Below are 15,560 nucleotides of genomic sequence, written 5' to 3'. Positions count from 1 at the left end.
AATTCAATCCTACTCAACTACAAAAAACGTCCTTTTATCTTTGATATTCTTATTATGCAAGCAACGCAAATTAACTTGAACAAGCTTGCAACAAGTTCTTTGATAACCAAATACGCTTAGCCGCTTTACCTTCTTCAAGAGATAGAAATGCGGTTAAGGTTTAGAAAACAGAGAGGGGAATAACATCATGAACAACCCAAATAGTCAGAATGCTACAGATCGTACGGAGGAAATACGGCGTTACTTTTACAAATACGCTGCCATGGGCTTACCTGTCATACCACTTTGCCCTCACAATCACGAAGGGATGTCTGAGAGGCATAAAGAAACGTGCAGACATCCTGGAAAAGTTCCTTTGTTTAAGGGATGGCAAGAGGCTGCGCCACCATCCCAAGCCAAGATTAACCATTGGCTCTCCAAATGCCCGTCATGTAACATCGGGTTGGTACTAGGAGAAAATAGCAGCATCATCGGCATCGATGTGGATGGAGAGAAGGGATTTGACATCCTAGAGCGCCTTTCCCAAGGGTTTGTACCCTCTACATGGCAATTCAGTACCCCTAGTGGAGGAATGAGATACTTGTACAAAATCCCGGAAGGTTCGTCGTTCACTAGTTGGGTAGAGCGACACCCGACGGAGTCACATTGCGAAGTAAACGTGTTGGGAAGTGGACGTCAGACCGTTCTTCCCCCATCCATTCATACAAACGGAGGTCAATACCAATGGATCATCGAACCCTAAAGGCCAGTGCATTGCTGGCAGAAGCACCCTCATGGATTTTTCAGCATCCTACTCGGGTGCCGACCAACAAAAACACGTTTGCATCTGCACAAACCAACGTACAAGGTAACCTGAAAACCTTGTACGGTCGTTGCCCCCGTTTTGCCCAGGATTACGTCACCCAGCAACAACAGGGTCTGGATGAAGAAACCTGGTTTAAGTGGGTACAGTTACTCCCAAAGGAGTTAGCATTAGAGTTTTCTGCGCTTTCTGATAAACACGACACACATAGTCAGAATCGCATTCGTCAATTACAGCAGAACAAGAAGCCACCTACGCGCTGCCGCACGTTTGGCTGTAATGAACAACAAATCGCCACTTGCTTCCAAAACCATGTACGTACAAATGAGGAGGGAATCATCGTGAATAGTCCTGCTAAAATGTTAAGTCAACCCAAAACCAAAAAAAGTACTCGTCCTAATTCCTACATGTCCAAAACGTCCAAACTGAAGTCTCTGCATAATATAGGTCCGAAAGACGTTGGCTTTACCTTAGATAATAACAATAAGCCGACACGCTTAAACCCTAACCTATTTTCTGAATTCATCCGTCGTCATTACCTCAAAACTATTTTTGTAGCTCCTGAGCAACGTTACTATGTTTACAATTCTGGAGTATGGCGGGATCAACTTCCCGATGTACTCAAAAAGAATGTACGAAAAATTCTTCACACTTGGGTTCCTTATTTCTGGAATTCTAAAATCGAAGCGGAGTACATGACTGCCTTGACACGTGATTGCACACGGGAACATCCAATGGACGGCAAGCGCGACTACATTAACCTAAAAAATGGGATGCTTGACCTACGTAACTTCCAGTTGGACGATCATGATCCTAAGTTCTATTCCAGCGTACAGGTTCCCATCGCGTATGACCCTGAAGCTACATGTCCAAAATTTGAAGCCTTTTTGAATGATATTTTCGATCAGGACCAGGAGCGTATTGACCTCATTGCCGAAATCTTTGGCTACTGTCTGACCACATCCACCCAAGCCGAGCAAGTCTTTCTCTTTTACGGCAAAGGATCTAACGGGAAGTCTGTACTCATTCATGTGCTGAAAAGCCTGATTGGAGAACGTAATACATCGGCTCTCTCTTTAAATGACCTGGAAAAACCTTTTGCCCGTTCCGAGATGATTAACAAACTGGTCAACATCACCACCGAGAATGAAGTAGGCAGTAAGGGGATTGAAACGAGCTACCTAAAGGCTATCGCTTCCGGCGATCCCGTTCGTACGGAAGAAAAGTTCAAACAGGGCTACATGCAGGAGCTGTTTTGTAAGCTCATATTTGCAACGAACAACCTGCCCTACTCCAAGGACAAAAGCTACGGACTAATACGTAAAATGACCATCCTTCCCTTTGAAAAGACATTTACAGACGAGCAAAAAGATCCGAATTTGAAGGACAAGCTGATGAAGGAGGGTGCTGGTATTTTGAACTTCGCGTTAAAAGGATTGGAACGTTTACGTAAACACTCATACCGTTTTACAAAGTCGAAAAAGGTACAACAACTGGCTAACCAGTACAGCCAAATGATCAACCCTGTTCAAATGTTTGTTGAGGATATGATTGAAGCTAATCCTGAGAGTAGACTGCTTAACAAGAATCTAAAAGCTGGTTTTGTAGACTGGTGTCAGCGTGAAGGCCATAACGGTCTGTCCAACATCAGCAACCAGCAACTGACGAATAAAGTAAAAGAAGTTTTGAATGAACAAGGAATTGTATTTGAAACCAATAAGTCCGGCGGGGAACGTTTAATCAAAGGCATTTGCCTGAAATTCGCTCCTAAGCCTTCTTGGATGAAAAGCACTCAAGTCCAAGTCGTTGATAACATTGATGACCTGGATTAAACGGTAATCCGAGGCGTTGTAGGACAGTCAGGGACGAAGGTGTGGCAGGTAAATCAAAGGCACGCCACGCCTGGACTCCTTGCCTGGTAAGGGGTTTGAAGAAAGCGGGGCGCTTGTGGCTTCTTTTCCCCCCTGACAAATCTTTTCATTCTTAATCACCTAAAAATAAAAAGAGAATTTTTTCAGAAAAAGGGTCACAAACGCCACGAAACCTAAAAAAAGCCATGTCCTGCAAGGAAAGAAGGCCGTGGCACAGGATTTCACAAACGCTCCTTTCGGGTCGCTACAACGCCACGACACTGAGCACGATTTCTTAAACGAGCTTCATTTGTTTGTAATCATTTTCTATGTTGTTTTTCCAAAAACTTTTATCATATGGGGGTAATCACTATGAAATTTTATAATGAACCGTACACAATCAGTGAATTGCTAGAATACATCTATTCGAGTGTCTGCATCCTAGGGCATTACGTTATCCGCATTCCTTGTGATCAAGTACATCTCGATGACCTTTCTATACTCAAACTGACCAAGCATTTACAGGGTACCTGCGAAGATTGGAGCGTTCAGGATGGATGGTACTTCATTACCTTTGAGCCCGGAGATCATGACTATGTTATAACCTTCGAACAACATCATTTTTACACGTCTAGTGTTGTCCGCTCGGTTGCCGAATGGTTACATGTAGATGAAAGCTCTATTGATTTGGAATGTCATCTCCGGTTTACCAATGAATCACGAGATGATTTTAGTTAAGTATATTTGAATACAAGTTATTAAAAGCACGTTAAAACGTTTCAAATAAGGCTTCAAACAGAAATTATAAATAGGATGGGCCTATTAACAGCGTCTATCTTATAATATTCTGCTCTGGAGGTTATCACATGAATAACACTATGAAGCGAGTTCAAGTGATTCACTTGAAGTTAATTCGAGAAAAGTCAATGCTGTTTTCAGGTCGCAAAGTTCATAAGCCGGACGATACCGTCCAACTCTTTCGAGAGTTTATTGGTGATTGTGATCGGGAGTCCTTCTGTATTCTCACGCTGAGTACCAAAAACCAGCCGCTGGCCTTACAGCAGGTTTCACTTGGCACGCTCAATTCATCTATCTTGCATCCCAGGGAGGTTTTCAAATTTTCCATTCTTTCCAATGCAGCATCCATCATCGCTTGTCATAACCACCCGTCGGGGGACCCTACGCCAAGTAGCGAAGACATTTCCATGTCCATAAGGCTTCAAAAGAGTGGGGAATTGCTCGGTATCGAGCTACTGGATCATATCATTTTGGGCCAGGATGGCTATGTCAGCATGAAGGAAAGGGGGTTGTTTTAAATTGGAAAAGTTAATCTTGGCCCTCATCGTTGCAGCAGCTCAACTGACCATAGAGATTATTAGTCAAAATAAAAAATAAGCCATCGGGGGAGATCATCATACTCACACATTACGTCACTCGTATTTCAAGGCATAAGCTGAAACACACCTGTACTGATCCAGATACGACGTCGTGGAACCAAATCGACCAAGTGCGGGAAACAACGGAATGTTACTATCTTCCTGCTGTGCAGATGCTGGATACCATTCTCAAAAAGCAACGCTGAACCAATAGGCTCGCTTTATCTTTATCTTGCTGTGCTCCTCTTTTCTGAGGAGCCAGCCTTTGATTTCTATTTACTATCATTTCGCCTACATCGAAAGGGGTAATTATACCAATGACTATTCAACGCGCCGCAGCTTACGCTCGCTTTTCCAGTGACAACCAACGGGATGAATCCATCGACGCTCAGGTTCGAGCCATTGAAGCCTACTGCAAACAAAAAGGCTTCGAACTCGTTAAAGTCTATATCGACCGCGCCAAAAGCGCAACCTCCGACAAACGACCACAGTTTCAACAGATGATTGCAGACAGTGAAAAGGGGTTATTTGAGGTACTTATTGTCCATAAGCTTGATCGTTTCAGCCGGGACAAATATGACAGCGCTAAATACAAACGCAAATTGAAATTAAATGGCATTCAACTGTACAGCGTCACCGAAAACCTAGACGGCTCCCCCGAAAGTGTCATTCTAGAATCGTTGCTGGAGGGTATGGCTGAATACTATTCTAAAAACTTGGCCCGTGAGGTCATGAAAGGAATGAAAGAAACCGCATACCAATGCAAGCATACAGGCGGTCTGCCTCCTATTGGTTACGCAGTAGACCCTGTAACACGGAAATACATCATTAATGAAGAGGAATGTGGCATCGTCGAAACTGTTTTTTCGATGTTCCTCGCTGGTCATGGGTACAACCAGATCATTAGGGAACTAACAGAGCAAGGCTACACATCACGTTATGGGAAACCGATCAGCAAGGGAACCTTAGGTACCATTCTTCGCAATGAAAAATACACAGGCACCTACATTTTCAACCTCACCGACAGCAAGGATGCGGCTGGTAAACGAAACGGCAATCGGCATAAAAATAGTGAAGATGTGATTCGTGTCGAAGGTGGTATGCCACAGCTTGTAACCAAGGAAGATTTTCAGAAGGCACAGGAAAAGATGAATCAAAACAAGCGCCAACCTGGCGCTTACAAGGCAAAAGAAATATACCTGCTTAGCGGACTCATTGTTTGTGGGGAATGTTTGAAAAACGTAGGTATTCAGTATGCCATGATGGGCAATACCAAATACAGCGGTAGAAGCAAACTGAAATATGTCACCTACCGTTGCGGTAACCGTGATCGGACAAAGGCATGTAAAAACCCTGAGCTGCGCCGCGAATACATTGAAGCCTACGTGCTGGCTCAGCTTCAGGAGAAGATTTTTAACGATCAGGCTATCCCTGTTCTGGCTAAACAGCTTAATGAGTACCAGAATTCCAAGCAAACGAGCGTCAAAGCCGATCAACAACGCCTGACCAAGAGTCTGGAAGGTGTGGAGCGCCAGATTGATAACATTGTAAATGCGGTGGCTGGCGGTCTGAACAATCCTACCATTCTTGAAAAGTTGTCCTCACTGGAGCAGCAAAAGATTGAGCTAGAAACGAAACTGCTTGAGGCTCAGCAGGTAAAAGAAAAAGCAGCCATCACAGAGGATGCTCTGCGACAACTGCTTTCTGGCTTTCAGGACCACATCACCAGCCGGAACCTTCCTGAGATCAAGAAGTTCATCGGCAGCTATGTAGAAAAGGTGATCGTCTACAAAGAACATGTAGAAGTCATCTTTAAGCTACAAGTTGTGGATTTGATCGATGGAGGCGAGGGGAGTCGAACCCCTGTCCGAAGATAACGACACATAAGCTTCTACGGGTGTAGTCACAGTTTTGATGTCACCCGAGTATCGCCCCGTAACCGGCTATACGTTGGGTCAGCCTGATTGTCTTCTTCAGCACACCCCAGGCGGAGATGTGGCAGCGTATCCCACTATAGGTTAGCCCCTACATCCGGCACATGGGCGATGCAGGAGAGGAGCACGCTCACAGGTTATTAAGCTGCGAAAGCGTAGTTGTTTTGTTGTTTGCCGTTTAATAGGCTTTAGCGTTGATGAAGTGGACGCGTCCCCACTACCCGCTACCCATGCTCGAACTATCCCCGTCGAATCCATAAACGCCCCCTTATTATAAAAGGGCTCCACGGATAAATCCGGAAATACCGGAGCATAAGTGCATAATATCAAAAGCTGAATCCTAAGATTCAACACTCGAACCATGTTAAATCAAGATGCATTGAAAAATTACTACTTCGTTAGTATAACATATTACATGTCATAACGAAACGGATTGAAGCCATTATAGCTTGATAAAATAGCACCATTACAGGAACAAGTAACTTATCCACGTAATTTGTACCATTCTAATCAGCAGTAACTTATCTTGCAATTTTTTGCTTCTCTCGTAGAGCACGTTGGATATCACGCTGCGCATCACGTTTGGCAGCCGTTTCTCGCTTGTCATACTGCTTTTTACCTCTACCCAGTCCAAGCAGCAGTTTGGCATAACCGTTGCGAACATAGATCTTGAGAGGCACGATGGTGTAGCCCTCCTGTTTGGACAGACCAATAAGCTTACGAATCTGCTCTTTATGCAGCAGCAACTTACGCGTGCGCGTCGGATCAGTCGGATTGTTACGATTACCTTGTTCAAAAGGGCTGATATGCATATTGTGAATATGGATTTCGCCATTACGGATCGTAGCAAAAGCATCGCTTATATTAGAGCGACCATTCCGCAGAGACTTAATTTCCGTTCCCGTTAACACCATGCCCGCCTCGTAGGTGTCCTCAATAAAATAGTCATGGGAAGCTTTTTTGTTCTGGGCGAGCACTTTCCCATCTGCCTTCTTACCCATGAATACCACTCCTTATGAATAACTTAGATTCAATCTAGAATTCTTGCTACAAAGAGCTACCTAGAAATATATTGTAACAAATTTCGGAGGGTAAAAGCAAGAAAGGTCAAGCCTTCTACATTTCTCATTACACGTATAGCACACTAAAACCAAGCGGCTTCTATCCATTACTACAGACAGAAACCGCTCATATACCTAAGCATCCGTAAGCTTCATTCACTGCTCTCGGAAGCCCCAATCTCCTAACAGTAAGTTATATCAACCTATTTTTTCTTTTTCCGCACAAACCCAGCGGTGCTATTCCCGCCGTTAGCGCCCTTTTTTTTCCGCTTGCGACGTGCTGCGCCTTCACCACCTGGTCTGGCATCACTACCTGGGGTAGCTGCATCACCAATGAATATCCCGCTGGTAGACGTCTTCTTCCGCCGCTTGCTTGCCCCGGATGCTGGCGAATTGTATCCGCCCTTGCCACTACCAAAGCCGAAGCTGCCTGTCGAGCCTGTACCGACACCGTTTCCGCCACCACGACCTGCACGACCTGCAGTGCTGATGCCTCCGTTGCCGCCCTCTTTAGGCTTTCCAGCCGTCTCACGGCCGCCTTTACGCTCTCTACCAGCCTTGTCCTTGCCGCCCTTGCGGTCACGTCCTTCTCGGCCCCTGCCTTTACCGCGGCCCTCGCCACGTGTAAAATCTCCGCCCTGGCCCGAGCCACCCGTCCGTTCACGGCGTTGCCGTTGCTTCATATCGACGAGTTCGAAGTCAATTGTGTAATCTTCCATATTCACACGTGCGACGCGAACCTTAACCTCATCCCCAATGCGGAACACCTTAGAGGTGCGTTCTCCGATTAACGCCATATGCTGCTCGTCAAAATGATAATAGTCGTCCGTAAGTGCACTCAGACGCGTCAGACCCTCGACAGTGTTGTCTAGCTCAATGAACATCCCAAAGCTGGTTACACTGCTGATGATCCCCTCGAACTCCTCGCCAACCTTGTCCAGCATGTATTCAGCCTTTTTCATTTGCTCTGTGTCACGCTCTGCATCCACAGCCACACGTTCACGCTCGGAGGATTGCTGAGCAATGTCTGGCATGCGTGCAGTCAAGTATTCCTGACGCTCATCTGTCAAAGCCCCGCCATTCTCCAACACCTCACGAATAACACGGTGAATTACCAAGTCAGGGTAACGACGAATCGGTGATGTAAAATGAGAGTAATACTCCGCGGCCAGTCCAAAATGTCCTGTTGACTCTGCATCATACTTTGCCTGCTTCATCGAACGCAGCATCATCGTGCTAAGCACCGTTTGCTCCTTCGTACCCTGAATGTCTTCCAACAATGTTTGCAGTGCACGCGGATGAATGGAATTTCCTCGACCTTTGATCTGATGACCAAAATTAGCTGCGAAAGCCATAAAATTTTGCAGCTTCTCTGGATCGGGGTCCTCATGAATTCGGTACAAGAACGGTACCTTAAGCCAGTGAAAATGTTCGGCTACCGTTTCATTGGCCGCCAGCATAAACTCTTCGATAATTTGTTCGGCTATCGTACGATCCCTTTTCACAATATCGACAGCTTTGCCTTCGTCATCTACAATCACTTTGGCCTCATCAAAATCAAAATCAACCGCACCCCGGCGCATCCGATTTGCACGCAGCTTCAACGCCAAATCCTTCATCGTACGGAATACATCAATCAGGTCCTTGTAGCGTTCCATCAGTTCTGCATCTTCCTCTTCGAGGATTTTGCGAACGTTCGTGTAGGTCATCCGTTCCTTTGTTTTAATCACGCTGGTGAAAATATCATGCTTTACGACCTTCATATGCTCATTGAATTCCATCTCACAGGATAAAGTCAGTCGATCCACCTGAGGATTCAATGAACATATTCCGTTTGAAAGTCGATGTGGAAGCATCGGAATGACGCGGTCAACCAAATACACACTACAACCGCGGTTATATGCCTCCTGATCCAGCTTGGAATTCTCACGCACATAATACCCTACGTCAGCAATATGAACGCCCAGACGGTAGTTTCCGTTCGGCAAGCGCTCTACATTAACCGCATCATCGAGGTCTTTGGCATCCTCACCGTCAATGGTAACAATGATCTTATCGCGCAAATCACGCCGTCCTTGACGTATGATCTCTTCTTCCGTAATCGCATCAGGAGCCTGATCCGCTTCCGCCATCACTTCATCCGGAAAGGCTTCCGGGAGCTGATGCTTGCGAATAACGGACAATATGTCGACGCCCGGATCATCCTTATGACCCAGCACCTCCAGCACTTCGCCTTCTGCCGCTGCACGTCCTTCCGGATAGCTCACAATACGCACGACGACCTTTTGCCCGTTCACAGCTCCGTTGAAGCTGTCCTTAGGAATGAAAATGTCCCGATTAATACGTTTATCATCAGGCAAAACAAAACCATATGCTTCGTGGTTCTGAAACACACCGACTACCTGAAGCACTGCGCGCTTCACGATTCGCACAACTTCGCCTTCTAATCGGCCACCCGCAGGTCCCTTTGACGTCACTCTTACCAGTACCGTATCTCCATTCATTGCGCTCTTTAAGTCGTTAGCATGAATGTATACATCCGGGTGCTCCCGGTCCTCTGGAATCAAAAAAGCAAAGCCCTTGGCATGGGCCTGCAAACGCCCGCGCTGCAAATCCATCCGTTCTGGAACACCATAACGGTTTGTGCGGGTCAGCAGAATTTTCCCGTCTTCCTCCAATGCGTTCAAGAGCTTAAGGAATTCACGAAACTCTTCTGCATCCTTAACATCAAAATGTTGCTCCAGCTCCTGGTATGTCATAGGCTTGTATGCGGTCTCGCGCATGAAATCAAGTAGTTGTTGCTCTGTTATCATAATTTTGTCCACCTCGGGTGACCTTTAATTTTCAGTAATAAATCCGCATGTTCCTTGTTCCTGATACAAGGCTCTTAATATACTCATACCCTAGTATACACGAATTTAATCGACGGCATCCCTGCCTGTCCAAAATCCAAAAAAGCCCCCGTTTCCCATGAAACGAAGGCTTAAGGTATATACTTATCTTATTTTGCGAAAAATGCAACCAAAACGGAAACGATCATAAAACATGCACCCAAAACAGCAGTTACGCGTTGTAAAATCAAATCCATACCGCGAGCTTTGGTCTTGCCGAACAGATGCTCAGCACCGCCAGAGATGGCACCGGACAAACCTGCGCTTTTCCCCTTTTGCAGTAAAACAACCGCTATAACAGCAATCGAGAACACAACGAGCAGCACTTTCAAAAAGATTTCCATGAAAAATCCCACCTCCTGAGCTTATACATCTGTTTTGCAAAACAACACAGCCTCTTTTATGAAAACATGCACATATCATGCTTTAAATAGCCGGAAATTAACGCAAAACACTATTTTTATTCTACCACAGCTTCCAGTAGATAACAACAGCTACAGTAAGACACTTAGCCATTAAGCTTGTGTAGATAATAGATACATTATTCATAACAAAAACCAGACCTGCTTGCATATAGCGAGCAGGTCTGGTTAATTCATGCGTAAAAGCTTCGGGCCTCAGACTTCGTGATCATAAACCATCAATCTAAGAGGCTGTCAGCATTTTTCGCAATATTATTTTTTCAGGTTGTAGAAAGATTTCAGGCCATGGTATTGAGCCAGTTCGCCCAGTTGATCCTCAATGCGGAGCAATTGGTTGTACTTCGCAATACGGTCAGTACGGGAAGGAGCACCAGTTTTGATTTGGCCTGCATTTGTTGCAACAGCGATATCAGCGATTGTGCTGTCTTCGGATTCACCGGAACGGTGAGAGATTACAGCTGTGTATCCTGCGCGTTTAGCCAATTCGATAGCATCGAATGTTTCAGTCAGCGTACCGATTTGGTTTACTTTGATCAGGATAGAGTTACCGATGTTTTCATCGATACCTTTAGCCAGACGCTCAGTGTTAGTTACGAACAGGTCGTCACCAACCAATTGGATTTTGTTGCCCAGTTTTTCAGTGAGCAATTTCCAACCTTCCCAGTCATCTTCGGAGCAGCCATCTTCGATTGTGATGATTGGGTATTTATCAACCCAAGAAGCAAGCAGGTCAACGAACTCAGCAGAAGTGAAGGATTTGCCTTCGCCTTCCAAAGTGTATTTGCCATCTTTGAAGAACTCAGTGGAGGCAACGTCCATACCGAGGAATACGTCAACACCTGGTTTGTAACCAGCTTTTTCGATTGCTTCGATAATAGTGGACAGAGCTTCTTCGTTGGATTTGAAGTTAGGAGCAAAACCACCTTCATCACCAACAGCTGTGTTCAAGCCTTTGGAATTCAGTACAGATTTCAGGTTGTGGAAGATTTCTGCGCCAACACGCAGAGCTTCTTTAAATGTAGGAGCGCCTACAGGCAGAACCATGAATTCTTGTACGTCAACGTTGTTGTCGGCATGAGCACCACCGTTAACGATGTTCATCATTGGTACTGGCAATTGTTTAGCGTTGAATCCACCCAGGTAAGTGTACAGTGGCAAGCCCAGAGCTTCAGCAGCAGCGCGAGCGACAGCCATGGATACAGCCAGAATTGCATTTGCACCCAGTTTACCTTTGTTTGGAGTACCATCCAATTTGATCATCAATGTATCGATTTCTACTTGGTTCACAGCATCCAAGCCGATTACTTCAGGAGCAATAATTTCGTTCACGTTTTTAACTGCTTGCAGAACACCTTTACCCAGGTAACGGGATTTGTCGTTGTCGCGAAGCTCTACAGCTTCGTGAGCGCCTGTGGACGCACCAGAAGGAACGATAGCGCGACCAATCGCACCGGATTCCAGATATACTTCAACTTCAACCGTAGGGTTACCACGGGAGTCGAGGACTTCGCGAGCGTACACGTCAGAAATAATAGTCATTTGTACTTAATCTCCTTTGTAATTCATAATTTATTGGTCAAGCCTATACTTATTAAATCAAGCTTACTTGCGGGATGCAATCATAGATTTTCCTGTCATTTCCGCAGGTTGCGGAAGTTGCATCAAATCCAGAAGCGTTGGAGCTACGTCAGCCAGAATTCCATGCTCACGTAGAACGATATTTTCGTCAGTCAAAATGAACGGAACCGGATTCGTTGTGTGAGCTGTGAACGGACGTCCCTGCTCATCAATTTCCATATCTGCGTTACCATGGTCAGCGATGATAATTACCACGCCGCCTTTGGCTTTAACTGCATCTACAACACGTCCAACACACTCATCCGTTGTCTCTACTGCCTTAATTGTTGGTTCCAGCATACCGGAGTGTCCAACCATATCCGGATTGGCAAAGTTCAGGATAATCGCATCATGCTTGTCGGCTTCGATTTCCTTAACAGCAGCATCCGCTACTTCATACGCACTCATTTCAGGCTGCAGATCATATGTAGCCACTTTAGGCGAGTTGATCAAAATACGAGTTTCGCCAGGAAGCTCCACATCGCGTCCGCCACTGAAAAAGAAAGTAACGTGCGGATACTTTTCTGTCTCAGCAATACGCAATTGCTTTTTGTTGTTTTGTACCAGCACTTCGCCAAACGTGTTGTCCAGGTTTTTCGGTTCATAGGCAACAAAGCCTCCAACCGTTTCACTGAACAAGGTCAGGCAAACAAAGTGCAGATTTTTAGGCCATTGTGGCCCACGGTCAAAACCACGGAAATCTTCATTGGTAAATACTTGAGACAATTGAATCGCACGGTCAGGACGGAAATTCAGGAATACGACAGAGTCATTGCTTTCAACCAGCCCTACAGGGCTTCCATCAGCCTTCACAATAACAGTTGGCTCCACAAATTCATCGAACACTGATTTTTCATACGATTCCTTCAATGCTTCGAGTGGGTCGGTATATTGAGGACCTTCACCGTATACGATTGCACGGTAAGATTTCTCAACACGTTCCCAACGTTTGTCGCGGTCCATTGCATAATAGCGTCCTTGTACGGTTGCAATTTGGCCAATGCCCACTTCCTGAATTTTAGCGACCAGTTGTTGCATAAAGCCTACGCCGCTATCAGGCATAACGTCACGTCCATCCATGAAAGCATGAATGTACACTTCGGTTAATCCTTCTTTTTTAGCCAGATCCAGCATAGCGAACAGATGGCTGATATGGCTATGCACACCACCGTCGGACAGAAGTCCGTACAAGTGAAGTTTAGTGTTGTTCTTCTTCGCATGCTGCACGGCTTTAACCAATGTTTCATTGTCGAAGAACTCGCCTTCACGGATGGACTTCGAAATACGAGTCAAATCTTGATATACGATTCGGCCTGCGCCGATGTTCAAGTGACCTACTTCGGAGTTACCCATTTGTCCTTCCGGCAGACCCACCGCTTCACCAGAAGCCGTCAAAGTAGTATGTGGATACTGTTTTAAATACCGGTCGTAATTCGGTTTATTGGCCTGTGCAACCGCATTGCCTTCCACAGTGTCACGCAGTCCGAATCCGTCCATAATAATTAAAGCTACCGGTTTTGGTGCTGTCATCTTACTTCGCCCCCTCAACAAGCGCGATGTACGACGCCGGTTGAAGACTGGCACCGCCCACGAGCGCGCCGTCGATATCGCTTTGACCCAGGTACTCAGTAACATTTTCAGGTTTTACACTACCACCGTACTGAATACGTACAGCATTTGCTGTATTTTCATCATACAGCTCTTTAATCAGACTACGGATGTAGGAAATCACTTCATTCGCATCCTGCGAAGTGGAGGATTTGCCTGTTCCGATGGCCCAGATTGGCTCATAAGCAACTACAACTTGTGCCGCTTGATCTTTAGCCAGACCAGCAAAAGCTGCTACAGTTTGCACTTTTACAACTTCTTTGGTTTGACCTGCTTCACGGTCTTCCAGCTTTTCGCCTACGCATACGATTGGTGTCAGGCCATGACGGAATGCTGCATGAACCTTTTTGTTCACCGTTTCGTCTGTTTCGTTGAAATACTCACGACGCTCGGAGTGTCCGATCACAACGTAGTCTACGCCCAGATCTTTCAGCATTCCGCCGCTGATTTCACCTGTAAATGCGCCATCTTCTGCAAAGTGCAGGTTTTGTGCGCCGATTTTAATAGATGTACCTTTTACTGCTTCAACCAGAGCAGGAAGATTTGTAAATGGAGCACAGATAACGCTCTCCACTCCTGCAACCTCTGCTTTACCTTTGATCTCTTCGATGAAGGTTTTAGCTTCTGGTACGGTTTTGAACATCTTCCAGTTACCCGCGATAATCGGTGTTCTCAATGGTTTCAACTCCTAACTATTAGGTGCCCTAAAGCCTTTATTACGCGTAATGCGTTTGATTATTTATCGTTAAGTGCAACAACACCCGGAAGTGCTTTGCCTTCCATGAATTCCAGGGATGCGCCGCCGCCAGTGGAGATGTGATCCATTTTGTCAGCCAAGTGGAATTTTTCAGCCGCAGCCGCAGAATCACCGCCACCAATGATGGTGTATGCTTCTGTTGTAGCACAAGCTTCCGCTACTTCACGAGTACCGCCAGCGAAAGGCTCGATTTCAAATACACCCATTGGTCCATTCCAAACAACCAATTTGGAGTTTTTGATAACATCTGCATAGATTTTACGAGTTTTCGGTCCGATATCCACGCCTTCCCAATCTGCAGGAATGCCGTCGATGTCCACAATGTTCGTGTTCGCTGTAGCGCTGAAATCGTCAGAAATAACGATATCCACAGGAAGGTAGAAGTTTTTGCCAAGCTTCTTCGCTTTTTCAATAAATCCAAGAGCTACGTCCAGTTTGGATTCATCCAGCAAAGATTGACCTACTTCATGACCTTGAGCTTTGAAGAATGTATAAGTCAAACCGCCGCCAATAATTACGTTATCTGCAATGTTCAGCAGGTTGTCGATTACGTCAATTTTGTCTTTTACTTTGGAACCGCCAATAATGGCTGTAAAAGGACGATCTGGATTCGACAGGGCTTTACCAATAACAGACAACTCTCTTTCCATCAGCAAGCCGGAAACAGCCGGAAGAAGATGCGCGATACCTTCTGTAGAAGCATGAGCACGGTGTGCTGCACCAAAAGCATCATTCACGAAAATGTCAGCCAGCTCAGCAAATTGCTTCGCCAGTTCAGGATCGTTTTTCTCTTCTCCTGGGTAGAAGCGTACATTTTCAAGCAATAGCACATCGCCGTTTTTCAGTTCAGCCACTTTCGCTTTAACAGCCTCGCCAACTGCTTCGTCCACCTTAACAACAGGTTTATTAAGCAGTTCTGACAAACGCACACCAGCAGCAGTCAGACGCATGGATTCAACAACTTGACCCTTTGGACGTCCAAAGTGACTCGCCAAAATAACTTTTGCACCTTTTTCAATTAGGTAGTTAATGGTTGGCAAGGTTTCGCGAATACGCTTGTCATCGGTAATTTTACCATCCTCAACCGGAACGTTAAAATCTACACGAACAAACACCCGTTTTCCATTCAGTTCTATATCACGTACGCTCTTTTTGTTCATCTCCATATTCCTCCGCACCCTTATAATTTTACGAAACAGGAATTTAAGGCACATTTTGATATATAAAGAGCGGAAACAATAA

The 15,560-nt window shown here is 45.5% G+C and carries 11 protein-coding genes and 1 other RNA gene; 4 read left to right on the top strand and 8 right to left on the bottom strand.

Annotated elements, in window-relative coordinates; genetic code table 11:
• The first annotated feature begins 187 nt into the window (after window positions 1–187).
• The 4 genes from ACUC6J_RS00995 (at window position 188) to ACUC6J_RS00980 (ending at window position 5,905) form a co-directional block, all read left to right on the top strand.
• Window positions 188–742, top strand: coding sequence for a bifunctional DNA primase/polymerase (locus tag ACUC6J_RS00995; RefSeq protein WP_165084489.1), 555 nt, complete (start codon window positions 188–190; stop codon window positions 740–742).
• Window positions 724–2,634: a DNA primase family protein gene (locus tag ACUC6J_RS00990; RefSeq protein WP_447249606.1), complete on the top strand. Its 1,911-nt coding sequence runs from the start codon at window positions 724–726 to the stop codon at window positions 2,632–2,634. The genes ACUC6J_RS00995 and ACUC6J_RS00990 overlap by 19 nt, the downstream gene beginning before the upstream one ends.
• Window positions 2,635–3,518: 884 nt before the next feature.
• A complete protein-coding gene (locus ACUC6J_RS00985; RefSeq protein ID WP_139625353.1) occupies window positions 3,519–3,968 on the top strand; it encodes a JAB domain-containing protein in 450 nt (149 codons plus the stop codon).
• Between the two features lie 377 nt (window positions 3,969–4,345).
• Window positions 4,346–5,905 carry a recombinase family protein gene (locus ACUC6J_RS00980; RefSeq protein WP_447249605.1) on the top strand — a complete coding sequence of 520 codons (1,560 nt, stop codon included), beginning with the start codon at window positions 4,346–4,348 and terminating at the stop codon, window positions 5,903–5,905.
• Here ACUC6J_RS00980 and ssrA read toward each other — a convergent pair.
• The 8 genes from ssrA to ACUC6J_RS00940 form a co-directional block, all read right to left on the bottom strand.
• Window positions 5,866–6,230: a transfer-messenger RNA gene (ssrA, locus tag ACUC6J_RS00975) on the bottom strand. The genes ACUC6J_RS00980 and ssrA overlap by 40 nt on opposite strands.
• A gap of 253 nt (window positions 6,231–6,483) precedes the next feature.
• Window positions 6,484–6,963 carry an SsrA-binding protein SmpB gene (smpB, locus tag ACUC6J_RS00970; RefSeq protein ID WP_007428162.1) on the bottom strand — a complete coding sequence of 160 codons (480 nt, stop codon included), beginning with the start codon at window positions 6,961–6,963 and terminating at the stop codon, window positions 6,484–6,486.
• A gap of 263 nt (window positions 6,964–7,226) precedes the next feature.
• Window positions 7,227–9,836, bottom strand: a complete 2,610-nt coding sequence (gene rnr / locus ACUC6J_RS00965) for a ribonuclease R (RefSeq protein ID WP_447249604.1) — start codon at window positions 9,834–9,836, stop codon at window positions 7,227–7,229.
• Between the two features lie 188 nt (window positions 9,837–10,024).
• Entirely contained in the window at window positions 10,025–10,258 is a 234-nt protein-coding gene (gene secG / locus ACUC6J_RS00960) for a preprotein translocase subunit SecG (RefSeq protein WP_013368823.1), read from the bottom strand.
• Window positions 10,259–10,588: 330 nt separating this feature from the next.
• Complete coding sequence (gene eno, locus ACUC6J_RS00955; protein WP_013368821.1) at window positions 10,589–11,875, bottom strand: phosphopyruvate hydratase; 1,287 nt, start codon at window positions 11,873–11,875, stop codon at window positions 10,589–10,591.
• 63 nt (window positions 11,876–11,938) lie between these two features.
• A complete protein-coding gene (gpmI, locus tag ACUC6J_RS00950; RefSeq protein ID WP_016820126.1) occupies window positions 11,939–13,483 on the bottom strand; it encodes a 2,3-bisphosphoglycerate-independent phosphoglycerate mutase in 1,545 nt (514 codons plus the stop codon).
• A gap of 1 nt (window position 13,484) precedes the next feature.
• Window positions 13,485–14,237, bottom strand: a complete 753-nt coding sequence (gene tpiA, locus ACUC6J_RS00945) for a triose-phosphate isomerase (RefSeq protein ID WP_013308264.1) — start codon at window positions 14,235–14,237, stop codon at window positions 13,485–13,487.
• Between the two features lie 59 nt (window positions 14,238–14,296).
• On the bottom strand, window positions 14,297–15,478 hold the full coding sequence (locus ACUC6J_RS00940) for a phosphoglycerate kinase (protein WP_016820125.1): 1,182 nt from the start codon (window positions 15,476–15,478) through the stop codon (window positions 14,297–14,299).
• Window positions 15,479–15,560: the final 82 nt, after the last annotated feature.

It is taken from the genome of Paenibacillus sp. JJ1683 (assembly GCF_053006485.1).
This window is presented reverse-complemented; position numbering and strand designations above follow the sequence as displayed.